A 22,654-nucleotide genomic window follows, 5' to 3' on the forward strand; every position below is an offset into this window, starting at 1 on the left:
TTAGTTTTTGTTTTTTTGTCTGTTAAGTATGAAAACATACATGCATTGGAAGTGCTATGATTTCGGAGAATTATTCTCTTCATCATCAAGCATATAATTTCTGATTTTTCCTCTTAGTTCAATAGCAGAGATATTGTGGTCAATAACACCACCTTGGATAAATGACATCTGTCCAGTTTCTTCTGAAACAATTAATACTATACAGTTGGTGTTTTCAGTCATACCAATACCTGCTCTATGTCTAAGACCCATGGTTGCAGGAATGTTAGGGTTTTCAGAAACAGGAAGGATACATCTTGCCGCTTGGATTCTATTTTTGTAGATCAAACAAGCACCATCATGCATTGGGCTATTTTTGAAAAAGATGGATAATAGAAGTCTCTTTGAAATTTTTGCATCGACATAATCTCCTGTTTCAGCATAGAACTGTAAAGCATCATCTTTAGAAATAACAATAAGTGCACCTGTATTGGTACCACTCATATCTTTCATAGCATCAATGATAGAAGGGATATCTAAATCAATTTCAGTTTCTTTACTCTTGGTTTTGAAGAGTTGAAACAAAGGAAAATTTTTGAAATCAGTAGACTTCCCAATGATGAGTAAGAACTTTCGTATTTCCTGTTGGAAAAGGATGAAAGCTGCGATTACCCCAACATCAATAAACTGACTTAGAATCTCAGATAATAACTCCATGTCAGTAGCCTTTACCACCAAATAAGTGAGGTAAATTGAAAGTCCACCAACAAAGATTTTTAAAGCAACACTGCCTTTTATCAATTTATACATGTGAAACAACAACACCGATACCAATAGGATATCGAGGAAGTCCACAAAATTGATTTCTAAAAAGCCAACGCTGAATAATAACATTTATATTCGGTCTGAGATGTGATCACAAAAATCTAATATTCTATATACAAAAATAGACCCTTTCTTTAAAAAAGAAACTGTTTACGAGAGAAGTTTTACACATTCTACAGCTTGTTTCACATCATGTACTCTTAGAATGTTAGCTCCTTTCTGAATTGCAACAGTATTAATGACAGTTGTTCCATTTAGAGCATCTTGCGGAGTGATGTTTAACTTTTTGGTAATCATGGATTTACGAGAAACTCCAATAAGAAGTGGGCATTCTAAAGACTGTAAAAGATCTAACTCATGCAGTAACTCATAATTTTGCTCAAGTGTTTTGGCGAAACCAAAACCAGGGTCTAATATTAAATCACTACCTCCATCTTTAAGAAATTCATTTTTCTTTTCTGCAAAATGTCGAATGACCTCGTGTGTAACCCCACTTGGGTAATCAGTGAGTTGCTGCATCGTTTGAGGGTTTCCTCTCATATGCATCAAGATATAAGGAACATTTAGTTTTTTGACTGTATCAAACATTTTGTTGTCTAAACTTCCTCCAGATATATCATTAATAATACTAGCACCCGCCTGAATACTTTTTTCTGCTACTTCACTTCTAAATGTATCAATAGAGATAATAGCTTGAGGATATTTCTCCTTAATCGATTCGATAATGGGAATTACTCTTTCTAATTCCTCAAAAGTAGATACATGGTCTGCACCAGGTCTTGAAGAGTAACCACCGATATCTAGAAAAGTGGCACCATCTTTCAACATTTGGTCTGCTTGTGCAACTGCATCTTCGATATAAACTTTTCTACTGTGTGTATAAAATGAATCAGGAGTAGCATTTATGATACCCATGACTTTAGGAGTAGTTAATTCTAAAAGATTTCCAGAAATTTTAATTGAAAGGGGGGATGTTTTCATCATTTATTTTGATGTATCTATTAACTTTACGGCAAAGTTAGTTGAAAAAAATCACTAACAAAGTTAGAACAAGAAATGGCAGAGAAGACAGAACAAGAATTTAAGGCAGTGATTTCAAAATGTAGATCACTATTTGAAAAGAAAACGATTGATTACGGTACAGCTTGGAGAATATTACGATTATCTTCCATTACAGATCAAATCTATATCAAAGCAATGCGTATCCGCTCAATTCAAGAGAAAGGAACGCAAAAAATTGATGAGGATATTCTTGATGAATTCGTAGCGATTATCAATTATTGTTTGATGGCTTTAACTCAGCTAGAATTACTTGAAGACGAAAGAATGGAGTTGTCGGCAGAAGAAGTAATGAAGTATTACGATAAGCATGCTAACGAAACCATGAACTTAATGTTCAACAAGAACCATGATTATGGTGAAGCTTGGAGAATGATGAGAGTATCTAGTATCACTGATATTATTCTTATGAAATTACTTCGAGTGAAACAAATTGAAGGAAACGAAGGGAAAACTATTGTGTCTGAAGGAGTAGATGCTAATTATCAGGATATGATTAACTATTCGATATTTGCCTTGATTCTATCAGGTTTTGTATCAGAATAAATCCTATCTTTAGAAGACTTTTTTATTTAACGACTTTTTAGAACGACGAACAGCAACCTACTCAATAATAGACGAATGAGAGTTTTACAGAGAATTTTTGCCATACTTGTGGGATTAGTATTCATGGTGTCTGGATTTGTGAAAATCGACGACCCTATGGGTACTGCAATAAAATTTGAAGAATATTTCCATGTATTTGCAGATGATATGGCCGGAACAATAGGCTTTATGGAAGTGTTTTTCAATGAAATGGCACATTGGTCTTTGATATTGTCAGTACTTTTCTCGTCATTTGAATTTATCTTAGGTGTTGCTCTAGTTGTAAATTATAAACCTAGATTAATGCAGAAGGCTACATTAGCACTTTTAGTATTTTTCGGGTTCTTAACTTTTTATTCTGCATACTTTGATAAAGTAACAGATTGTGGATGCTTTGGAGATGCTATCAAATTCTCTCCTTGGGGATCTTTCACCAAAGACATCATTTTATTGGTGTTGCTTTTAGTGGCAATGGTCCTGACACCAAAAAAGAAAGCCTCTCAATTTGGAACTTATGGAGGAGATAGAAATTATACAAAAGATAAATCAAACCCAATGCAAGTATTAATGGTATGGTTGTCTATTTTCTTCTCTTTTGGTCTATGTTATTATGCTTTGGAACACTTACCTCCAATAGACTTCAGGCCATATCAGATAGGTGCAAATATTGAAGAAATGATGAAACCTCAGGCTCCATGTGTCAATGTTTATTACATGGAAAAAGATGGAGAGGAGAAGGTTTTTGAAACATATCCAACAGATCCTGCATGGAAATTTAAGAGGATGGAAATCTTAAATGAAGATGAGTGCAAACCACTTATTCCGGATTATTATATTTCCAATGAAAATGGAGATGATCTGACAGAAATCACAACAACAGGAACAAAGTTGTTGATAATTGTACAGAATGTATCTAAAATTAATTTTGAGGTGATGGAACCTATCAACAATTTAATTGCAGATGTTTCTATGAAAGACGTAAAAGCAGTTACGATAACAAGTGATGCTTCAGATTTTGAGAAATTCAGACATGATGTACAACTTGCTACTCCTTATTATTATGCAGATGCAACTGTCCTTAAAGCTATGATCCGTTCTAACCCAGGGGTGATCTTAGTAAAAGATGGTACAATTTTAGGAAAATGGCATTATAATGATACTCCAACTGTGGAGGAATTAACTACTCTTATTGATTAATATCTGTGCTTCAATTTATAATAAATAGATTCTTATACGGATTATTGGTAATCTGGGGTGTGATCACAGTAGTGTTCATGCTTTTTCATGCCCTTCCTGGCGATCCTGTAGACCTTATGTCCGGGCAGCATGCTGATTTAGAGACAAGAGAGCTTATCCGTCATGAATTAGGACTAGATAAACCGTTGATCGTTCAATATGGTAGATACTTAAGTGATTTATCCATTATTTCAATTGAAGAAAACACAGAAAAAGCCGCTAAAAAATATCATTACTTCAAAGTGATTGGAGGAGAAAACTATTGCTTAGTTTTTAAGCCACCCTATCTTAGGAAGTCGTTTCAAACGAATAAGAGGGTGGATGATATTCTTCTTGAAAGCCTCCCTGGTACATTTTGGCTGTCGTTGGCTGCAATCTTAATTGCTTCTATATTGGGTGTGTTTTTAGGAGTGGTGGCAGCATTAAACTATGGACAGAAAATAGACCATTTTATTATTAGTGGTTCTGTAGTATTTATATCCATGCCGTCTTTTGTATTAGCTATTCTAATGGCAATGATATTCGGTTATTACTTATCTGATATCACTCATTTGAGTATGACAGGATCATTATGGGTAAATGACCCTATTTATGGACGACAACTTCATCTGGAGAATATTATTTTACCTGCCATTACACTCGCTACAAGACCTTTAGCAATCATTGTACAACTGACAAGAAGTTCTATGCTAGATGTGATGTCTCAGGATTATGTGAGAACAGCAAAAGCTAAAGGAGCTGGGTTTGTAAGAGTCGTAACTGTACATACATTAAGAAATGCCTTAAATCCTGTAATCACAGCAGTTTCAGGTTGGCTAGCGACGATGTTAGCAGGTGCATTTTTTATTGAATATATTTTCAAGTGGAAAGGATTAGGTTTTAAAACGATTCAGGCGGTAGAGTATTTAGATCTTCCAGTAGTAATGGGATCTACAATATTTATCGCATTTGGTTTTGTTGTTGTTAATATCTTCGTGGATATTTTGTATGCTGTCCTAGATCCTAAAATTAGACTGACTTAGAAAAGTTATTATGCGTATTTATTTGGTAGGTATGCCAGGAAGTGGGAAATCTACATTAGCAAAAGAATTATCAGAACTCATATCTCTACCATTTTATGATATGGATTCTGAAATTGAAATAAGAGAAGAAGCTCCAATACCAACAATTTTTGAATTGAATGGTGAGGACTACTTTAGAAAAGTAGAACAAAAGGTCGTTCAGGAATTTAAACCGGATAATTCGATTATAGCAACGGGAGGAGGAGCACCTTGTTTTTTCAATAATATGGAAGTGCTAAATCGATTAGGAACTACTGTGTTTGTAGATATAGCACCATTAGAGCTGACAGAGAGAGTTTGGGAACAACATGGTTCAAGACCATTACTCGCTCAAGAATCTAAAGAAGAGATATTTCAAGCAATACAGGCTAAAAGGGAACAACGACTACCGTTTTATAATAAAGCTCAGATAATTATTAATGGAGGAGTTAAAACACCAAAAGAATTAGCAGAAGAGATTAAAGAAGCTTTATATTAAGAAAAAAGGCCTTCGTAGGATTTTAAATCTACGAAGGCCTTTTATTTATTTTACCTTTTTGAGCTTTTCTTTTAGTCCTTTATATCGAACAAGATCAACATTAACGGCTCCTACAATAAGTTCGGCCTGAATTTTTAATGGGATACGATTTACATCGTTAGATACCCAAAATTTAATAGGGTGAGTTCCAGAAAAAAGGTCATTCTCTGGCATAATTGGTGACATCACAAAGGAATCAATTCTTCCGAATTTTGTATAACACTTTTCCCTACCTAAATAAACAATGTCGAAATCATAAGCCTTATTTTCCCAGAAAGCATTCATTTTGATGGTATCTCCTTCACTCATTTTCTCATAATCAAGAGTTCTCAAGTAATAATATCCTGAAATAATATCATGAGTATTAGGCTTCATCTCAAAATGTTCATTTTTGATGTCTTCAGGTTTATCCTTCTTATACCAATGAGATTCAACTTTTCCGTTTTCTTGATCGAAATCTAATTTTTCAACTAGTGTATATCCACCTTCAACAATATCTCTGTTAAACTGAGCAGGAAATCTAGTATCTGTGCTAAAGTAACTTTGCCATAGGTCTCTTATTTTCATTGTCATACCGAAAATACCGATACTTCTACCTGTAACATCTACTTTATAACATTCCTGGTCGTTTACATTTTTTGTGTGTTTGTCTAGTTTTACAACAGCTTCACCTGCTTCAAACATAGCATAACCTGCAATATATGTTAGCATTTCTCCTTTTTGAAATTCGATGTTTTCTAAAACAGGAGGGTTTTCTAATTTTTTATTTTGAGTAGTATCAGAAGGGTTTTCAAATGAATTGAACCCAAAAAGGCCCATTCCAATAAAAATTGAAGCACAAGTTAATTTTATATTTTTTTTATTGAGTCTCATGGATTACTATGAATTACTTAATAATTAATTTCAATATTAGCCATTATTTTGGAATAAGGTGAAACCTATTGAAAAAATTAGATTTCAGTACTAGGACCAATTTCAATGAAGCTATTAGATTTGCGTGATTAACATTTAAAAAATTGATAAAAATGATAGACACTCACGCTCATATATATTCAGACAAATTTAAAGAAGATATCGACAATGTTTTAGCTTCAGCATTTGATAATGGACTGAAACATATATTAATGCCAAATATCGACCATACCTCTATAGACGGAATGTTGGCTTTGGAGGATAAATATTCTTCACAATGTTTGTCAATGATGGGTCTACATCCTTGCCATGTTGATAAAAATTTTGAAAAAGAATTATATATCGTTGAAGATTGGTTGAATAAGAGAAAGTTTGTTGCTGTTGGAGAAATGGGTCTAGACTTGTATTGGGATAAGACTTTTAAAGAACAACAAATTGAAGCTTTTAAGATTCAGGCAGAATTGGCAAAGAAACACCAACTACCTCTAGTTATTCATGCTAGAGACGCAATGACAGAAACGATAGAGTTATTAGAAGAATTAGCCTGTGATGAACTTTTTGGAGTCTTGCATTGCTTCACTGGTACTCTTGAGGAAGCGAACAGAATTATTGATGTAAACTTCAAACTTGGAATTGGTGGTGTTGTCACTTTTAAAAATGGAGGTCTGGATAAAGTAGTGCCACATGTGGATTTGAAACATATGGTATTAGAGACAGACAGCCCTTACTTAGCACCTAAACCATTTAGAGGGAAAAGAAACCAACCTTTGTATACTACTTATGTATGTGATAGGGTTGCTGACTTATTAGGCATAAGCGGAGCAGAAGTAGAAGAAGCTACTGACCGCAATGCATATGATTTATTTGACATAGAAAACTACCTTTCAAAATAATCCAGAAATGTCAACAAGAACTTACTTTAAAACTGTAAATATCAATTCTACAGGTCCTAACACTTCCGATACATCGATTCTTTTGATTTATACAGGAGGAACAATTGGTATGGATAGACACCCAGAAACAGGTAGTCTAATACCATTTGATTTCGAAAAAATTATTGATGCTGTTCCTGAGTTAAGAGCATTTGATTTTGAATTAACGGTCATTTCATTAGACCCATTAATTGATTCGTCAGATGTTACCTCACAGCATTGGGTACAGTTAGGAACTATTATAGAAGAGTTTTACGAAGACTTTGATGGCTTTGTAATTCTTCATGGTACAGATACTATGGCCTATACTGCTTCGGCATTAAGTTTTATGTTAGATGGAGTACATAAGCCTATCATACTTACAGGTTCTCAGTTACCGATTGGAGAGAAGAGGACAGATGCTAGAGAAAACTTAATGTCAGCTTTAGAAATAGCATCCGAGCGTCATGAATCGGGTGAGATGTTGGTTCAGGAGGTATGTATTTGTTTTAACAGTAAGTTATTAAGAGGTAACCGTTCTAAAAAGTCACAGAATTTTAATTTTACGGCATTCCGTTCCTATAATTATCCATCCTTAGCGGAAGCAGGAATTTTTATAGAATACAAACGAGACATGTTTTGGAAAGATCCGATCAATGGTCCGGTAAGGTCTATGAAAGAGATCAATGCCAATGTAATGTTATTGAAGATATTCCCTGGTATGCATAAAGAGATGATAGCTCATATGCTAAAACAACCTCAATTACAGGGAGTCATTCTAGAATCATATGGATCAGGAAACATTCCATCGTCTGGTTGGTTTATAGAGTTGATTGAAGAAATTGTAAAGAAAGGGGTTATTGTTGTCAATATTTCTCAGTGTACAGGTGGAACTGTAATGCAGGGACATTACGCTACAAGTGCCAAGCTGAATAAGATCGGTGTTTTGAGTGGGAAGGATATGACCACTGAAGCAGCCTTAACAAAGTTAATGTGTCTGTTAACAAAGTATAAAGATTCAGAAAGGGTTAAAGAGTTGATAGGCATACCTTTAAAAGGAGAATTGACACTATAAATTAACTAACTATAACATTTATTAGGTTTATTAGTGTCTTTTCAGCGTTTATAATTGAATAGGTCACTTGTATATCAATTTAATTATATTTTTCTTTGCGAGTCAGTAGTCGTTAAAAACTATCAAAAAAGATACTAATTCAAGTTTTAGTATTAACTTGCTCAACGATTACGGATGATAGTCAAACAAATTTATTATTACAGTATCGGTGAGTGGTTTGTTTTTATTTGACAAACTGCGATCTGAACGTTAGAGAGTTATGAAAAGAGTATTCGCGTTATTGATGTTTTTCTGTGCATTGACTTTAGGTATCGCACAGTCTTATGCGCAAGATGAAACAACTGAAGAAGCTACTACAGAACAAGTAGCTGAAGAGACAACATCTGCAGCAGTTACTGAAATTTCAGGTGACGAAGTAGCACAAGTTGAAGAATTATCTTTCACTCAAGCAGTGAAACAAAAATTCATCGAAGGTGGTTGGGAATTCATGGGAGCTGTATTGCTTACATTAATCCTTGGTTTAGCAATCGCTATCGAGCGTGTGATTACATTATCACTTTCAACTACAAACACTAAAAAATTATTAGTTAAAGTTGAAGAGGCTTTATCTAATGGTGGTGTTGAATCAGCTTTAGAAGTAACTAAAGCTACTCGTGGTCCAGTTGCTTCAATCTTCACGCAAGGTTTAATGAGAGCTTCTGAAGGTATCGAAATGGTTGAGAAATCAGTTGTTGCGTACGGTTCAGTAGAAATGGGTAAATTAGAAAGAGGTTTGCCTTGGATCTCATTATTTATCGCTATGGCACCAATGTTAGGTTTCATGGGTACGGTAATCGGTATGATCGGTGCATTCGACGCAATCGAAGCAGCTGGTGATATCTCTCCTTCGCTTGTAGCAGGTGGTATTAAAGTAGCCCTACTTACTACAGTAGCTGGTCTAATCGTAGGTGTAATTCTTCAAGTATTCTACAACTACTGTGTATCAACTATCGACGGTATCGTATTAGAAATGGAAGATGCTTCAGTTTCTTTAATCGATATCTTAGTGAAACACAAATTGTCTGCTAACTAGTAGACCCCTATTTACAAAAAGTAAATAGTAGATTGTAGAACTTAGAAATTTATTACGATTATGAACGGTGAAGCTATATTTACAGAATATTTGCTACCATTCACAGGTATATTGATCATTATTGCACTAGTTGCTACGGTAGTTGGTTTCTTAATGTCAATTGCTACTGATCCAAAATCAGCAATCACTGTATTAGGTACAGTTGCTGGGTTAGCAATTTTATTCTTTATTGGTTATTCAATGGCTGATAGTTCTGTTACAGCAAGAGAATTAAACGAGTTCGGAGTGAACGAAGATCTATCACAAAAAATTGGTGGTATCTTAAACATGACGTACTACTTATTCGGAATCTCAATCGTTGCGATTGTGATTGACGCTGTACAAAGAATCATTAAATCTATTGGATAGTTATGTTAAAGAAGAAGAAAAAAGAAACACCAGAAATTAATGGTGGAGCAATGGCGGATATCGCCTTCCTTTTGCTTATCTTCTTCTTGGTGGCAACAACAATTGCATCTGATAAAGGTGTGACAGTAATGTTACCTCCAAAGGCGGAGGATGTAGACGTAAAGGTAAAAACTCGTAACGTATTCAACATTCTTGTGAACTCACAAGATATGATGCTTGCACAGGAAGAACAAGTTGATCTTCCTAGGTTAAGAGAAATGGTTAAAGAGTTTGTTCTTAACAATGGTAAGAACAAAGATATGTCTGAATCACCGCAAAAGGCTATTATTTCATTAAAGACTGACCGTGGTACAACTTATGAGATGTACATCGGTGTAATTGATGAATTAAAGTATGCTTACGCAGAAATGCGTGCTTTATACTTGAAAATGCCTTTAGAAGATTATCAAGCATTAGATAAAGATAATCCTGCTCATAAAGAAAAGCTTCAAGATGCTAAAAAGGCAATCCCTTACAAAGTATCTGATGCGGAGCCTTCTGAGATAAAATAATTTGTAATCATCAAACGTCACCAATTTAGGTGGCGTTTGTACAAATACTTTGCAAATGGCAACGTTTAAGAAAAAAACAAAAACGAAGCAGGATATTCCTACTTCTGCCTTGCCAGATATCATCTTCATGCTATTGTTCTTCTTTATGATTTCGACGACTTTCCGTGAGTCTGAGTTATTAGTAAAGAACTCTTTGCCACAAGCATCTGAGTTAACAAAGCTTGAAAAGAAATCGCTAGTATCTTATATCTATATCGGTGAGCCTCAAGATTCGAAGAAATTCGGTTCTGAAGCACGTATTCAAGTTAACGATGTATTGATCGACGCTGATCAAATCGTTCAACATGTAATCACTGAGAAAGATAAGCTAGGTGAGGACGGTGATAAAATCACTATGTCACTTAAAATTGACAGAGAAGCAAAAATGGGTGTAATTTCAGACGTACGTCAGAAACTTAGAGATGCTAACGCTCTTAAAGTGAACTACGCTGCGAACAAGAGATTACGTTTCGAATAAGCAGATTCTGTTAAACATAAAAAGGTCAAGTCTAAATATAGGCTTGACCTTTTTTATTTTATATTCAAGTATGAAAGGTGTAATAATATTAGGCAGTGCCAATAGTAAAGGAAATACATACACATTACTGAAGACCATCAATAAGGACCTTAATTTTGATGTCGTTGATTTAAATGATTATAATATCCAGCCGTTTGATTACGAGTTTAAGAATCGAGAGGACGATTTTTATAACTTGATTTCAAAAATGATAGAGTATGACATTATAGTACTGGCAACTCCTGTGTATTGGTATACTATGAGTGGTATTTTAAAGATGTTTTTAGATCGTTTTTCTGACTGTTTAATGATCTATAAAGAAATAGGCCGTCAATTGAGGGGGAAATCGCTTTCAGTAATTAGTACAGGAAGTGACAATGTATTGAAAGAAGGGTTTTATATGCCTTTTGAAGAAACTGCTAAATATTTAGGTATGAGTTGGAAGGATGGAATTTACTTCTCATCTGACGAACTAAGTCAACTGGATAGCCATCATTCTAGAATACATTTGTATTGTGAAGCAATAAAAAAGGGTAACCAATAAATGATTACCCTCTAATATTATTTCTTGATATTTTACTCTTTGACCATTACTAAAGGTGCTACTCCGTTAACAACTAAGTTTGATGTAGTCTTTATTCCTTTAGAGTTAGCATTATTGCCATCAGCTAAGATCTTCCATTTTCCTTTTGTAAAAAACTTCGAGACATTTTTACTGCTTTTATTTGCATTATAAACGACTGCGATTTCCTTTGCGGAATCACCATTCGCATTACCAGAGATAGTATACGCAACTAATAAAGGATCTTTTGTATCAATAAATTTCAAATGTTTTTGAATCATTTCTGTAGAAGGCATTCTGAAAGCAGGGTGAGCTTTTCTGATCTCAATAAGTCCTTGATAGTACTCAAAAACATCTTTATGTTGAAATTTCCAGTTGTAATCTAATTTATTAAGAGCATCTGGCTTATTGTAAGAATTGTGTTCTCCTCCTTTTGTTCTCATCATTTCGGCTCCAGAATGAATAAACGGAATACCTTGTGATGTTAAAATAACAGTAGAAGTTAAACGATGCATTCTTTCTAGATCTTTCTCTGTAGCTTTTGGTTGAGATACTTTAAGCTTATCATATAAAGTATGATTATCATGACAAGAAACATATGTAACAGTTTGGGTTGGTTGTGGAGCCCATGCAGACTTGGAGTAATTTACTTTTGAGTAGTCTACTTGAGGATGTTGTGTAGAGGCTACAACACCGAACTTTATTGCCTCAACTAACTCTTTGTTTCCTTGTACAAAACCAATTTCATCATCATAAAAGACACTACCTTTTAATGCATCTCTGATATCATCTGAAAATGCAGCAACGCCATTCATTTTTGGAGTATTTGCTTTTAATGCTCTTTTGTCTTCTGGAAGTGGTGAATCTCCAGCATTCCAACCTTCGCCATAAATGATTATAGAAGGATCAACCTCGTCATGTAACCTTTTAGCTAACGCTGTCATCGTTTCTGTATCATGGATTCCCATTAAATCAAAACGGAACCCATCAAGGTGATATTCTTCGGCCCAATACAATACTGATTCAATCATGTATTTTCTCATCATTGCTCTTTCTGATGCAGTTTCATTACCACATGCAGAGGCATTTGAATACCCCCCTTCAGCATTTTGTCTATAGTAATATCCTGGAACTTCTAAAGAGAAGTTAGATTCATCACCTTGTGATGTGTGATTGTACACGACATCAAGTACTACTCTTATTCCTTTTTTATGGAAAGCTTGAACCATTTCCTTGAACTCCTTAATTCTAACAGCTCCATCATGTGGATTAGTAGAGTAAGAGCCTTCTGGAACATTATAGTTCTGAGGATCATACCCCCAGTTGTATTGTGGTTGATCCAATTTTGTTTCATCAACGGTTTTATAATCAAATGAAGGAAGTAAGTGAACATGAGTAACACCTAACTCTTCAATATGATCAATACCTGTTTTTAAGCCTTTATCACTAACGGTACCTGTTTCAGTAAGACCTTTGAACTTTCCTTTATTAGTAACACCTGAGTTTTCTGCAATTGTAATATCTCTTACATGGATTTCATATAAGATGGCATCCGTTAAGTTTTTTAATGGAGGTCTTTTGTCTTTGTCCCATCCTGTAGGATTAGTTGAGGCTAAATCAACAATTTGTCCTCTCATACCATTTGCACCAGTTGCTACAGTGTAAATGCCAGGTGTTTCATCAAATTCTTTACCACCGATTCTAACTTGATAGGTATAATATTTACCTAATAGATCTTCGTTGATTGAAATACTCCAAGTTCCTTTTTCAGTCGCTTCCATGTCAACTGTTTTGAATGGAGTTCCACCTAAGTCTTGATCATACAGTTTAAGCGTAACGGTAGAAGCGGTAGGTGACCACATCTTAAATGAAGTTTTCCCTTTTGTGTAGTCTACTCCAAGTTGACCATCAAATGCTGGATAATTGTTGTAAGATGAGGTATCAAAATCGTTGTGTCCATCCATATTTTTTTGTTGACATGCATTAAAAGCAAGTGTTCCTAAAGCAATGGTAAGGAACCAAAATCTAAAGTTCTTCATTTTCATATTTAGTACTGTGGATAATGAAATTGATGTATCAATATCTGAAAATCAGTAAATAAACTGAAAATAACAATGACCTATATTCGAATTATATTCTGCATACGGTTGCATAACTTATTTTAATTAAAGATTCAGCTTTATCCTCCTCAATTTTATTGATCTTGAGAAAATCTCAAGGTGTGATTGAGTACTTATTTTAGTCTCTAAAAAATGGCTTATAAAACTAAGTTTTTGATATGATGATAAGATCTATACTTAAGATTTTGTTGAATGATGTGAAAGAACAAAGTGTTCAAAATTTAACATCGAATATAGAGGTGTTCAAAATTTAACACTCTGTATTTTAAATTTTTCATTACAAAATTAAATTCATTAAAAAAGTACTAATAAAAGGCTGATTTGCTTGAATTTATCATTTTAAAATATCTACTTTGAATCATCGGAAAACAAAAATGAGTACACTTAATACATATATCGCCAATAAACATTTGGTACATACGAGCTTTAAAATTGTATGTAGTAATGAGTGTATATCTCCCCATTTTTATCGACGTAAAAAGCGATGTTCTCTCTGGTAATTCACTTCTAATTGATAGTATTTTACCAAGTTTTTTTCTTAAGTACAGACGTCAATAAAAAATAAACCACTATTTTCATTAATACCCCGATTTCGGGAACGAAAATGACAATTAAGAATACCATTCAAGAAATGAAACATATATCAACCTTCACTATAGTTGAGGCAAATATTGATGTGCATAAGGACTATGCTAAAGATATATGTGCTCAGATAGAGGAGTCGGCAAAAGCGAGAGGAACAGGTATTGCCAAAAGAAGCGTAGATTATATTGAAAATAAATTTATGGAGGGAAAAGGCATTATCGCTATTGCTGATGATGGAACTTTTGCCGGATTTTGTTATATTGAATCTTGGGGACACAACAAATATGTTGCTAATTCGGGTCTAATTGTAAATCCTCAATTCAGAGGAACAGGATTAGCAAAAGCAATTAAGAAGAAAGCTTTCCAACTTTCAAGAAAAAAATATCCATCTGCGAAATTATTTGGTCTGACTACCTCATTGCCTGTGATGCGAATTAATAGTGAATTAGGGTATAGACCTGTTACATTTTCTGAATTAACAGATGATGAGCAATTCTGGAAAGGATGTCAAAGTTGTGTCAACTATGATATTCTTCAACGTACAGAACGTAAACACTGTCTTTGTACAGGGATGATTTTTGATCCCAACGATCCAAGATACAAATCGACAGTAGAAGAAATAAACTAAAGAAATAAACAATAAAAGATTAAGAAGAGATGAGTAAGAAAGTGGTCTTAGCCTTCAGTGGTGGATTAGATACAACATATTGTGTGAAATATCTTTCAGAGGAGAGAGGGCTAGAGGTGCATACCGCTATCGTTCAAACAGGAGGTTTTTCTGATGATGAATTAAAAGAGATTGAGGAAAAAGCATACACTTTAGGTGTAAAGTCTCATATCACTTTAGATCAGACAGAAACTTTCTATGATCAATGTGTAAAATATTTAGTATTCGGTAACGCTTTACGTTACAATACATATCCTTTATCTGTAAGTGCAGAACGTGTATTCCAGGCATTAGCTATTGCTGAATATGCAAAGAGCATTGGTGCTGATAGTATCGCTCACGGTTCTACAGGTGCAGGTAATGACCAAATTCGTTTCGATATGGCATTTAAAATTATTTGCCCAGAAGCGGAAATTATTACACCAATTAGAGATAATCAATTATCTAGACAAGATGAGATTGATTTCTTAATTTCTAAAGGTGTAGATGGTGATTGGGCAAAATCAATGTACTCAATTAACCAAGGATTATGGGGTACTTCAGTAGGAGGTAAAGAAACTTTAGGTTCTCGTTATACACTTCCAGAAGAAGCTTATCCAACACAAGTGACGGAAACTATTCCTAAGAAAATCAGCCTTACTTTTGAAAAAGGTGAGTTAGTTGGTATCGATGGAAAAATATATGACAAACCAGTACATGCTATCCAAGAGTTGAACAAAATTGCTTCTCCTTTTGGTATTGGTAGAGATATCCATGTTGGTGATACGATTATTGGTATTAAAGGTAGAGTTGGTTTTGAAGCAGCTGCTCCTGTACTAACAATTAAAGCACACCACCTGTTAGAAAAGCATACGCTAACGAAATGGCAATTGTACTGGAAAGAGCAACTAGGTAACTACTACGGTATGTTGACTCATGAAGGACAATGGATTGATCCTGTGATGCGTAATATCGAGAAGTTCTTAGCAGATACTCAAGACCATGTATCAGGAGAAGTGTTTGTAACATTATATCCATACCGTTTTGAATTAGAAGGTATTGAGTCGAAATATGACTTGATGAATGACAAATTCGGAGCTTATGGTGAAATGAACAATGCTTGGACTGGTGAAGACGCTCGTGGTTTTGCGACAATCTTAGCAAATCAAAACATGATCTTCGGTAAAGTGAAAGAAGCTGCTGAAGAGACTGTTACTGAATAAAAGATTTTTAGGTTTTTAAACCTGATAACTTGAATTGGTATAACTACTAAGGGTGCAGATTACTTCTGCATCCTTTTTTACAGAAAAAAAACGAAACAAACTTACAATAACTAAAGATAAAGATCATGAAAATTGGAATCATTGGCGGTGCCGGTATGACTGGTGGAGAGCTATTAAGAGTCGTATTAAATCATCCTGAAATTGAAATTGCATACGTACATAGCCGCTCACAAGTAGGCAAACCATTATATGCTGTTCATAAAGATCTTTTTGGTGAAACTGATATTGTATTTACTGGAGAAATAGCAGACGCTGACGTTGTGTTCTTATGTTTAGGTCATGGTGAGTCTGTAAAGTTTTTAGAAGATAATACATTCGATCCTTCTACTGTAATTATAGATCTTAGTCAAGACTTTAGATTAGGTGAAGGCATCGTAGAAAATAGATCAATGAAGTTAGGTGATAGAGAATTTATCTACGGTCTTCCTGAACTTCAAAAAGAAGCAATAAAGTCTGCAAAAAATATCGCAAATCCGGGTTGTTTTGCAACAGCTATACAGATTGCTTTATTACCACTTGCAGCATCTCAAAAATTAAATGATGAAGTACACATTAGTGCAATCACAGGTTCTACAGGAGCGGGTGTAAAGCTAATGGCAAGTACAGCTTTTACATGGAGAACAAGCAATATCTCACATTATAAAGCATTCCAACATCAACATTTATTAGAGATCGGACAAAGCTTGAATCAATTGCAAGATGGATTCAATCATAAAATCAACTTTATTCCTTACAGAGGAAACTTTACGAGAGGAATTTTAGCTTCTTGTTATTTAAAGTCTGATTTGTCTCAAGAAGAAGCTGTAAAATTATTCAAAGATTATTATGCTGATGCTGCATTCACACATGTATTAGACGGTCCGTTAGACTTGAAACAAGTAGTGAATACCAACAGAGGTTTCATCAGTATCGAAAAGCATGATGATACTTTATTAGTGACGTCTGCAATTGATAATTTATTAAAAGGTGCAGTTGGTCAAGCAGTTCAGAATATGAACTTAATCTTTGGTTTAGATGAGAAAACAGGTCTAAACCTTAAACCAATGGCATTTTAATTTTCACCTTAAGAACAGAATAAAATGGCAAATTTATTTGATGTATATCCATTATTTAACATCGAGCCAGTTAAAGGTGAAGATGTTTGGATTTATGATAAAAACGATGAGAAATACCTAGATCTTTATGGCGGACATGCTGTAATTTCAATTGGACATACTCATCCTCACTATAAAGAAAAATTATCGAATCAGTTAGAAAACTTAGTATTCTATTCTAACTCTATTCAGAACCCTCTTCAAAAAGAATTGGCTGAAAAGTTAGGGGAAGCAAGTTGCTATACAGATTGGAACTTATTCTTATGTAATTCTGGAGCTGAAGCAAACGAAAATGCTTTTAAATTGGCTTCATTCTACAATAAGAAGACGAAAATTATCTCTTTTTCTAAAGGCTTTCATGGTAGAACATCATTGGCTGTAGCGACAACAGATAATAAAAATATTGTTGCTCCTGTTAACGCTGTACATGATACTTTGATCCTTCCTTTTAATGATGTTGAAGCATTGAAAAAAGCTTTTTCAGAGCATGAAATCTGTGCTGTTATCATTGAAGGAATCCAAGGTATTGGAGGTATCTATGAACCAACGGAAGAATTTATGAAAACGATCCGTTCATTGTGTGATGAGCAGAATGCAGTATTTATTGCTGATGAAATTCAATCAGGCTATGGACGTAGTGGTAAATTCTTTGCCCACCAATGGTACAATGTTGTTCCTGATGTGGTTACAATGGCCAAAGGTATGGGTAATGGCTTCCCAATTGGAGGTATTTTCATTGCCCCGAAATTCGAAGCTCACTATGGTATGTTGGGGACTACATTTGGTGGTAACCATTTAGCATGTGCAGCAGGTATTGCGGTATTGGATGTTTTAAAAAATGAAAACTTAATACCTCAATCCGTAGAAGTAGGAGAATGGTTGGTAAATCAACTGAAAGATAATCCTGCTATTAAGGAAATTAGAGGAAAAGGCTTGATGTTAGGTATTGAGCTAAATGAAGAAGTTGCCCCAATTCGTAAGAAGATCTTATTAGAGCATAAAATCTTTACAGGAGCTTCGTCAAACAAAAATACTATTCGTTTACTTCCTCCTTTAACTTTAACAAAAGAACAAGCTCAACTATTCGTTGATGCATTCGAGGCAGTAACAAAAGAATTGGCATAAAGAGACTTAAAGGTCTATTAGAAAATATAAAATCATGGAGAAATTTTTATCTGTAAACGATGTTCCAAATTTAGATGAACTCGTTAAAAGTGCATTAGAGATAAAAGCCAATCCTGTAGCTTACAGTGAAGTTGGTAAACATAAAATGTTGGGACTGATCTTTTTCAACCCAAGTTTAAGAACTAGACTTAGTACTCAACGCGCTGCTCGTCATTTAGGTATGGACGTGATGGTGATGAATATTGATAAAGAAGGTTGGAAAATTGAAACTCAAGATGGAGTAATCATGGATGGCGATAAAGCAGAGCATTTAAAAGATGCTGCAGCAGTAATTAGCCAATACTGTGATATCATTGGGGTAAGATCTTTTCCAAACTTAAATAGTAAAGAGGAAGACTATGCAGATGCAGTAATGAAAGACTTTGTGAAGTTCTCTCATTCTCCAATTGTAAGTTTAGAGTCTGCAACAAGGCATCCTTTACAATCTCTTGCTGATTTGGTGACAATTAGAGAGAATTCTAGTAAGCCAAAAAAGAAAGTAGTTTTAACTTGGGCACCACATCCAAGAGCTTTACCTCAAGCGGTACCAAATTCATTTGCTGAATGGATGAATGCTGCAGATGATGTTGAATTGGTAATCACAGCTCCAGAAGGATATGAATTAGATCCTGAATTTGCAGGTGATGCTACATTTACAACAAATCAAGATGAGGCGTTAAAAGATGCTGATTTTGTTTATGCTAAAAACTGGTCATCAACAAAAGAGTATGGTAAGGTAGTATGTACTGACAAATCTTGGGAAGTGACAGCAGAAAAAATGGCACTAACTAACGATGGTAAGTTTATGCACTGTTTGCCGATCCGTCGTAACGTTGTAGCTAGCGATGAAGTTTTGGATAGTGATAATTCATTAATCATTGCAGAAGCAAATAATAGAACTTTTGCCGCTGCAGCAGTTCTAAGAGCTATTTTAGAAAAAGATCAATAGATAAATAGCAAGGTCTGGAGTATTTTTATTCCAGACCTTGCTATTGTTATTATAAACAACAAACAAAGAATGAAAGTATCAGTAATTAAGGTAGGAGGAAATGTTATTAATGATGAACAAGCATTATCTTCTTTCTTAGAGCAGTTTTCAAATTTAGAAGGTGCGAAAGTTTTAGTACATGGCGGAGGTAAACTAGCTACAGCTATGGCTCAGCGTTTAGGGATCGAACCAAAAATGGTCGATGGCCGACGTATCACTGATGCAGATACTTTAGAAGTTGTTACTATGGTATATGGTGGTTTGGTTAACAAAAGAATTGTTGCTCAACTACAAGCTAAAGGAACCAACGCAATTGGATTAACAGGTGCTGATGGAAATATTATCGAAGCAGATAAGCGTACAGGCTGGGAAATTGATTTTGGTTTCGTAGGTGATGTTCGCAAGGCTAATGCAGCCCCAATTGCTAACTTATTGACACAAGGGATCACACCTGTAATTGCACCTTTAACACATGATGGAAAAGGACAATTATTAAATACTAATGCCGATACAATGGCACAAGCAGTAGCGGTGGCACTTGGTCAAGAAGGACATGAAGTTTCTTTAAGATACTGTTTTGAAAAGGCAGGAGTACTTTTAGATGTTAATGATGATGCATCATTAGTACCTGTACTTGATCCAAAAAAGTTTGAAGAGTTTAAAGCGGAAGGTATCGTAGCTGATGGTATGTTACCGAAGCTTAAAAACGCATTTGACGCTATTGAGGCATCTGTAACAGAAGTGTGGTTAGGAAAAGTAGAAGGGTTACTTGCTAATGATCCAATAGGCACAAAAATAATCGGCTAAATCACTAAGTCGTTTTATTTAACTTCATAAATTTAAGATGCATGTTGACCATTTGGAAAGCATGCATTTTCTTTAATTAATTGATTGTATTATTTTCGGTGAGGAGAAAAAAGATATCTTTACCGTGATTGTATAATACCAATACCAAATATGAAACATCAAGAACTTACTGAGAAAGCCATTGCATTATTAAAACAAATGATAGCTACTGAATCATTATCAAAAGATGAAGATGATGTCGCAGAAGTTGTTGCTAGGTTTTTCGTTGAAAATGAAGTAGAAGTTCATCAATATAAAAATAACCTTTGGGCACAAAATGTACATTTTGATCCAGCAAAGGAAACCATCTTATTGAATTCACACATTGATACAGTTAAGCCCAATAAAGATTGGACATTAGATCCATTTAATCCTATCGTAAAAGAGGGGAAATTATATGGATTAGGTAGCAATGATGCTGGTGGATGCTTAGTAAGTTTAATAGCTACATTCCTTTACTTTTATAAAAAGGAAAACTTGCCATTTAACTTAGTGATTTGTGCTTCTGCCGAAGAGGAGATTTCAGGAAGAGACGGAATTGCAGACGTTTGGGATCAATTACCTAACATCGATTTTGCAATTGTTGGTGAGCCTACATTAATGCAAATGGCTGTAGCAGAAAAAGGTTTGATGGTGTTGGATTGTATTGCTCATGGGGAATCAGGGCATGCAGCAAGAAATGAAGGTGTTAATGCATTGTATAAAGCGATCGAGGATATAGAATGGTTTAGAACATTTCATTTTCCAAAGACATCGAGTACATTAGGACCAATTAAAATGTCAGTAACTTGCATTGAGGCAGGAACTCAACATAATGTAGTTCCATCAGAATGTAAGTATGTAGTGGATGTTCGTACTACAGATGCATACTCAAACCTTGAAACATTAGAGATCATCAAGAAATATGTGAAAAGTACAGTAACACCTCGATCAACAAGATTAAACCCATCTGGTGCTCCTATGAACCATCCAGTTATTAAGGCAGGACTTCAGTTACAAAAAGAAACTTATGGTTCGCCAACATTGTCTGACCAGGCGCTAATGCCAATTCCATCATTAAAGATGGGACCGGGTGATTCTGCGAGATCACATACCGCCAATGAGTTTATCTTTGTAGATGAAATCGTAAAAGGTATTGAAGGGTATATAAAAGTACTTGAAGGAGCAAGTATCATTTACAATAACGAATAGTTAGGGTAACTTCGATTAAGGCTCAATTTTTAATAAAAAAAGAATCATTGAAGAGTAGCGATAAACTCTTATAATATAAAATATAGTTATGAAACTTTGGCAAAAATCCACTTACACAGTAAATGAAAAAGTTGATAAGTTTACAGTAGGTAAGGATAGAGAATTAGATATTTTACTAGCACCATATGATGTAAAAGGCTCAATGGCTCATGCAACAATGTTGGCAGAGGTAGGTCTTTTAACAGAAGAAGATAAGAATATGCTTTTAAAAGGTCTTCAAGAGATTTATGAAGAGATTGAAAAAGGTGATTTTGTCATTGAGGATGGTGTAGAAGATGTACATTCTCAAGTAGAGATGTTATTGACACAGCGTTATGGTGATGTAGGGAAAAGGCTACATTCAGGACGTTCAAGAAACGACCAAGTTTTACTAGATTTAAAATTGTATTTAAGAGATGCTATTAAAAATGTAGCAGCAAATACAAAAGATCTTTTTGATACATTAATCAAGAAGTCTGAAGAATTTAAAGATTACTTGATGCCTGGTTATACGCACATGCAAGTGGCTATGCCATCATCATTTGGTCTTTGGTTGGGAGCTTATGCAGAATCATTGGTAGATGATATGGTAATGCTTAAGGCTGCTTACGATATCACTGACAGAAACCCTCTGGGTTCTGCTGCAGGTTACGGTTCATCTTTCCCATTAAATAGAACAAGAACAACTGAGTTGATGGATTTCCAATCAATGGCAGTCAATGTTGTTTACGCACAAATGGGTAGAGGTAAAACGGAATATCACGTAGCCAATGCAATGGCTTCTGTAGCAGCTACAGTTGCAAAATTATCGATGGATGGTTGTATGTATGCCGGTGGTAACTTTGGTTTTATCAAGTTCCCTAATGAGTTTACAACGGGTTCGAGTATTATGCCTCATAAAAAGAACCCAGATGTATTGGAGTTAACTAGAGCAAGATGTAATCAGATTACTTCATTGCCTACCCAAATTATGGCAGTATTGAGTAATCTTCCTGTGGGATACCATAGAGATCTTCAGCAGATTAAAGAAATGTTGTTGCCAGCTTTTGAGATGTTAAACGATTGTCTTGAAATGACCAAGTTAATGTTCGAAAAGATGGAACCAACAAAAGATCTCCTTGAAGCTCCAATTTATGATTACCTATTCTCTGTTGAAGAAGTGAATAAGCTAGTATTACAGGGAATTCCATTCAGAGAGGCATATGTGATTGTTGGTGAAGGTATCGAAAAGGGAGAATACAATCCTGAAAGATCAGTTAATCATAACCATGAAGGTTCTATTGGTAATTTAGGAAACGATATTATCAAAAAACGTATGGAAGCGACATATTCATTTGAGGATTAATCATTTGAATTCCTATTAGAATATATTAGAGGCACTTTTCTTAT

At 34.8% G+C, this 22,654-nt stretch carries 23 protein-coding genes; 19 read left to right on the forward strand and 4 right to left on the reverse strand.

Annotation, left to right across the window (positions count from 1 at the left end):
- Window positions 1-54: 54 nt before the first annotated feature.
- Both cdaA and folP read right to left on the reverse strand, forming a co-directional pair.
- On the reverse strand, window positions 55-873 hold the full coding sequence (cdaA, locus tag QL232_RS07525) for a diadenylate cyclase CdaA (RefSeq protein WP_168880870.1): 819 nt from the start codon (window positions 871-873) through the stop codon (window positions 55-57).
- Window positions 874-954: 81 nt separating this feature from the next.
- The gene (gene folP, locus QL232_RS07530; RefSeq protein WP_281613659.1) at window positions 955-1,788 is read right to left on the reverse strand and encodes a dihydropteroate synthase; all 834 of its coding nucleotides are present in this window, start codon (window positions 1,786-1,788) and stop codon (window positions 955-957) included.
- A gap of 72 nt (window positions 1,789-1,860) precedes the next feature.
- Here folP and QL232_RS07535 point away from each other — a divergent pair, with 72 nt between their 5' ends.
- From QL232_RS07535 to QL232_RS07550, 4 genes are all read left to right on the forward strand, one after another.
- Window positions 1,861-2,409, forward strand: coding sequence for a DUF1599 domain-containing protein (locus tag QL232_RS07535; protein ID WP_168880872.1), 549 nt, complete (start codon window positions 1,861-1,863; stop codon window positions 2,407-2,409).
- Window positions 2,410-2,484: 75 nt separating this feature from the next.
- Window positions 2,485-3,645 (forward strand): BT_3928 family protein, encoded by a 1,161-nt coding sequence (locus tag QL232_RS07540; protein WP_281613660.1) that lies wholly within the window; start codon window positions 2,485-2,487, stop codon window positions 3,643-3,645.
- Between the two features lie 5 nt (window positions 3,646-3,650).
- Window positions 3,651-4,706: an ABC transporter permease gene (locus QL232_RS07545; RefSeq protein WP_168880876.1), complete on the forward strand. Its 1,056-nt coding sequence runs from the start codon at window positions 3,651-3,653 to the stop codon at window positions 4,704-4,706.
- A gap of 10 nt (window positions 4,707-4,716) precedes the next feature.
- The gene (locus QL232_RS07550; RefSeq protein ID WP_281613661.1) at window positions 4,717-5,223 is read left to right on the forward strand and encodes a shikimate kinase; all 507 of its coding nucleotides are present in this window, start codon (window positions 4,717-4,719) and stop codon (window positions 5,221-5,223) included.
- A gap of 45 nt (window positions 5,224-5,268) precedes the next feature.
- Here QL232_RS07550 and QL232_RS07555 read toward each other — a convergent pair whose 3' ends face one another.
- Window positions 5,269-6,135: a DUF3108 domain-containing protein gene (locus QL232_RS07555; protein WP_281613662.1), complete on the reverse strand. Its 867-nt coding sequence runs from the start codon at window positions 6,133-6,135 to the stop codon at window positions 5,269-5,271.
- A gap of 152 nt (window positions 6,136-6,287) precedes the next feature.
- On the opposite strand from QL232_RS07555, the gene QL232_RS07560 reads away from it, so the two are divergent.
- The 7 genes from QL232_RS07560 (at window position 6,288) to QL232_RS07590 (ending at window position 11,291) form a co-directional block, all read left to right on the forward strand.
- A complete protein-coding gene (locus QL232_RS07560) occupies window positions 6,288-7,067 on the forward strand; it encodes a TatD family hydrolase (protein WP_168880882.1) in 780 nt (259 codons plus the stop codon).
- A gap of 7 nt (window positions 7,068-7,074) precedes the next feature.
- The gene (locus QL232_RS07565; protein ID WP_168880884.1) at window positions 7,075-8,160 is read left to right on the forward strand and encodes an asparaginase; all 1,086 of its coding nucleotides are present in this window, start codon (window positions 7,075-7,077) and stop codon (window positions 8,158-8,160) included.
- Between the two features lie 259 nt (window positions 8,161-8,419).
- Window positions 8,420-9,232, forward strand: a complete 813-nt coding sequence (locus QL232_RS07570; protein ID WP_281613663.1) for a MotA/TolQ/ExbB proton channel family protein — start codon at window positions 8,420-8,422, stop codon at window positions 9,230-9,232.
- Window positions 9,233-9,292: 60 nt separating this feature from the next.
- On the forward strand, window positions 9,293-9,640 hold the full coding sequence (locus tag QL232_RS07575; RefSeq protein ID WP_168880887.1) for a hypothetical protein: 348 nt from the start codon (window positions 9,293-9,295) through the stop codon (window positions 9,638-9,640).
- A 2-nt stretch (window positions 9,641-9,642) separates the two neighbouring features.
- On the forward strand, window positions 9,643-10,191 hold the full coding sequence (locus tag QL232_RS07580; protein WP_168880889.1) for a biopolymer transporter ExbD: 549 nt from the start codon (window positions 9,643-9,645) through the stop codon (window positions 10,189-10,191).
- 55 nt (window positions 10,192-10,246) lie between these two features.
- The gene (locus QL232_RS07585) at window positions 10,247-10,708 is read left to right on the forward strand and encodes a biopolymer transporter ExbD (RefSeq protein ID WP_168880891.1); all 462 of its coding nucleotides are present in this window, start codon (window positions 10,247-10,249) and stop codon (window positions 10,706-10,708) included.
- A 70-nt stretch (window positions 10,709-10,778) separates the two neighbouring features.
- Complete coding sequence (locus QL232_RS07590; protein WP_281613664.1) at window positions 10,779-11,291, forward strand: NAD(P)H-dependent oxidoreductase; 513 nt, start codon at window positions 10,779-10,781, stop codon at window positions 11,289-11,291.
- A 32-nt stretch (window positions 11,292-11,323) separates the two neighbouring features.
- Here QL232_RS07590 and pulA read toward each other — a convergent pair whose 3' ends face one another.
- Window positions 11,324-13,348 (reverse strand): type I pullulanase, encoded by a 2,025-nt coding sequence (gene pulA, locus QL232_RS07595; RefSeq protein ID WP_281613665.1) that lies wholly within the window; start codon window positions 13,346-13,348, stop codon window positions 11,324-11,326.
- Between the two features lie 712 nt (window positions 13,349-14,060).
- On the opposite strand from pulA, the gene QL232_RS07600 reads away from it, so the two are divergent.
- The 8 genes from QL232_RS07600 (at window position 14,061) to argH (ending at window position 22,610) form a co-directional block, all read left to right on the forward strand.
- Window positions 14,061-14,642 carry a GNAT family N-acetyltransferase gene (locus QL232_RS07600; RefSeq protein ID WP_168880896.1) on the forward strand — a complete coding sequence of 194 codons (582 nt, stop codon included), beginning with the start codon at window positions 14,061-14,063 and terminating at the stop codon, window positions 14,640-14,642.
- 29 nt (window positions 14,643-14,671) lie between these two features.
- Window positions 14,672-15,883: an argininosuccinate synthase domain-containing protein gene (locus QL232_RS07605; protein ID WP_168880898.1), complete on the forward strand. Its 1,212-nt coding sequence runs from the start codon at window positions 14,672-14,674 to the stop codon at window positions 15,881-15,883.
- A gap of 125 nt (window positions 15,884-16,008) precedes the next feature.
- A complete protein-coding gene (argC, locus tag QL232_RS07610) occupies window positions 16,009-16,998 on the forward strand; it encodes an N-acetyl-gamma-glutamyl-phosphate reductase (protein WP_168880900.1) in 990 nt (329 codons plus the stop codon).
- 24 nt (window positions 16,999-17,022) lie between these two features.
- The gene (locus QL232_RS07615) at window positions 17,023-18,162 is read left to right on the forward strand and encodes an aminotransferase class III-fold pyridoxal phosphate-dependent enzyme (RefSeq protein ID WP_168880902.1); all 1,140 of its coding nucleotides are present in this window, start codon (window positions 17,023-17,025) and stop codon (window positions 18,160-18,162) included.
- Between the two features lie 34 nt (window positions 18,163-18,196).
- The gene (locus QL232_RS07620; RefSeq protein ID WP_281613666.1) at window positions 18,197-19,150 is read left to right on the forward strand and encodes an N-acetylornithine carbamoyltransferase; all 954 of its coding nucleotides are present in this window, start codon (window positions 18,197-18,199) and stop codon (window positions 19,148-19,150) included.
- Between the two features lie 69 nt (window positions 19,151-19,219).
- Entirely contained in the window at window positions 19,220-19,996 is a 777-nt protein-coding gene (gene argB, locus QL232_RS07625; RefSeq protein WP_168880904.1) for an acetylglutamate kinase, read from the forward strand.
- 150 nt (window positions 19,997-20,146) lie between these two features.
- The gene (locus QL232_RS07630) at window positions 20,147-21,226 is read left to right on the forward strand and encodes a M20 family metallo-hydrolase (protein ID WP_281613667.1); all 1,080 of its coding nucleotides are present in this window, start codon (window positions 20,147-20,149) and stop codon (window positions 21,224-21,226) included.
- Between the two features lie 88 nt (window positions 21,227-21,314).
- Window positions 21,315-22,610 (forward strand): argininosuccinate lyase, encoded by a 1,296-nt coding sequence (gene argH, locus QL232_RS07635; RefSeq protein ID WP_281613668.1) that lies wholly within the window; start codon window positions 21,315-21,317, stop codon window positions 22,608-22,610.
- Window positions 22,611-22,654 lie beyond the last annotated feature (44 nt).

This window comes from Flammeovirga sp. SubArs3 (genome assembly GCF_947387565.1).
Taxonomy (GTDB): Bacteria; Bacteroidota; Bacteroidia; order Cytophagales; family Flammeovirgaceae; genus Flammeovirga; species Flammeovirga agarivorans.

Excerpts from the sequence above, each read along its gene's own strand:
- pulA (WP_281613665.1), bottom strand. The coding sequence starts at position 13,348 with ATGAAGAACTTTAGATTTTGGTTCCTTACCATTGCTTTAGGAACACTT.
- QL232_RS07550 (WP_281613661.1), top strand. The coding sequence starts at position 4,717 with ATGCGTATTTATTTGGTAGGTATGCCAGGAAGTGGGAAATCTACATTA.
- QL232_RS07535 (WP_168880872.1), top strand. The coding sequence starts at position 1,861 with ATGGCAGAGAAGACAGAACAAGAATTTAAGGCAGTGATTTCAAAATGT.
- argB (WP_168880904.1), top strand. The coding sequence starts at position 19,220 with ATGAAAGTATCAGTAATTAAGGTAGGAGGAAATGTTATTAATGATGAA.
- QL232_RS07620 (WP_281613666.1), top strand. The coding sequence starts at position 18,197 with ATGGAGAAATTTTTATCTGTAAACGATGTTCCAAATTTAGATGAACTC.
- argH (WP_281613668.1), top strand. The coding sequence starts at position 21,315 with ATGAAACTTTGGCAAAAATCCACTTACACAGTAAATGAAAAAGTTGAT.
- QL232_RS07630 (WP_281613667.1), top strand. The coding sequence starts at position 20,147 with ATGAAACATCAAGAACTTACTGAGAAAGCCATTGCATTATTAAAACAA.
- QL232_RS07555 (WP_281613662.1), bottom strand. The coding sequence starts at position 6,135 with ATGAGACTCAATAAAAAAAATATAAAATTAACTTGTGCTTCAATTTTT.
- QL232_RS07615 (WP_168880902.1), top strand. The coding sequence starts at position 17,023 with ATGGCAAATTTATTTGATGTATATCCATTATTTAACATCGAGCCAGTT.
- QL232_RS07565 (WP_168880884.1), top strand. The coding sequence starts at position 7,075 with ATGTCAACAAGAACTTACTTTAAAACTGTAAATATCAATTCTACAGGT.
- argC (WP_168880900.1), top strand. The coding sequence starts at position 16,009 with ATGAAAATTGGAATCATTGGCGGTGCCGGTATGACTGGTGGAGAGCTA.
- QL232_RS07540 (WP_281613660.1), top strand. The coding sequence starts at position 2,485 with ATGAGAGTTTTACAGAGAATTTTTGCCATACTTGTGGGATTAGTATTC.
- QL232_RS07560 (WP_168880882.1), top strand. The coding sequence starts at position 6,288 with ATGATAGACACTCACGCTCATATATATTCAGACAAATTTAAAGAAGAT.
- cdaA (WP_168880870.1), bottom strand. The coding sequence starts at position 873 with ATGTTATTATTCAGCGTTGGCTTTTTAGAAATCAATTTTGTGGACTTC.
- QL232_RS07585 (WP_168880891.1), top strand. The coding sequence starts at position 10,247 with ATGGCAACGTTTAAGAAAAAAACAAAAACGAAGCAGGATATTCCTACT.
- QL232_RS07580 (WP_168880889.1), top strand. The coding sequence starts at position 9,643 with ATGTTAAAGAAGAAGAAAAAAGAAACACCAGAAATTAATGGTGGAGCA.
- QL232_RS07570 (WP_281613663.1), top strand. The coding sequence starts at position 8,420 with ATGAAAAGAGTATTCGCGTTATTGATGTTTTTCTGTGCATTGACTTTA.
- QL232_RS07600 (WP_168880896.1), top strand. The coding sequence starts at position 14,061 with ATGAAACATATATCAACCTTCACTATAGTTGAGGCAAATATTGATGTG.
- QL232_RS07605 (WP_168880898.1), top strand. The coding sequence starts at position 14,672 with ATGAGTAAGAAAGTGGTCTTAGCCTTCAGTGGTGGATTAGATACAACA.
- QL232_RS07575 (WP_168880887.1), top strand. The coding sequence starts at position 9,293 with ATGAACGGTGAAGCTATATTTACAGAATATTTGCTACCATTCACAGGT.
- folP (WP_281613659.1), bottom strand. The coding sequence starts at position 1,788 with ATGATGAAAACATCCCCCCTTTCAATTAAAATTTCTGGAAATCTTTTA.
- QL232_RS07590 (WP_281613664.1), top strand. The coding sequence starts at position 10,779 with ATGAAAGGTGTAATAATATTAGGCAGTGCCAATAGTAAAGGAAATACA.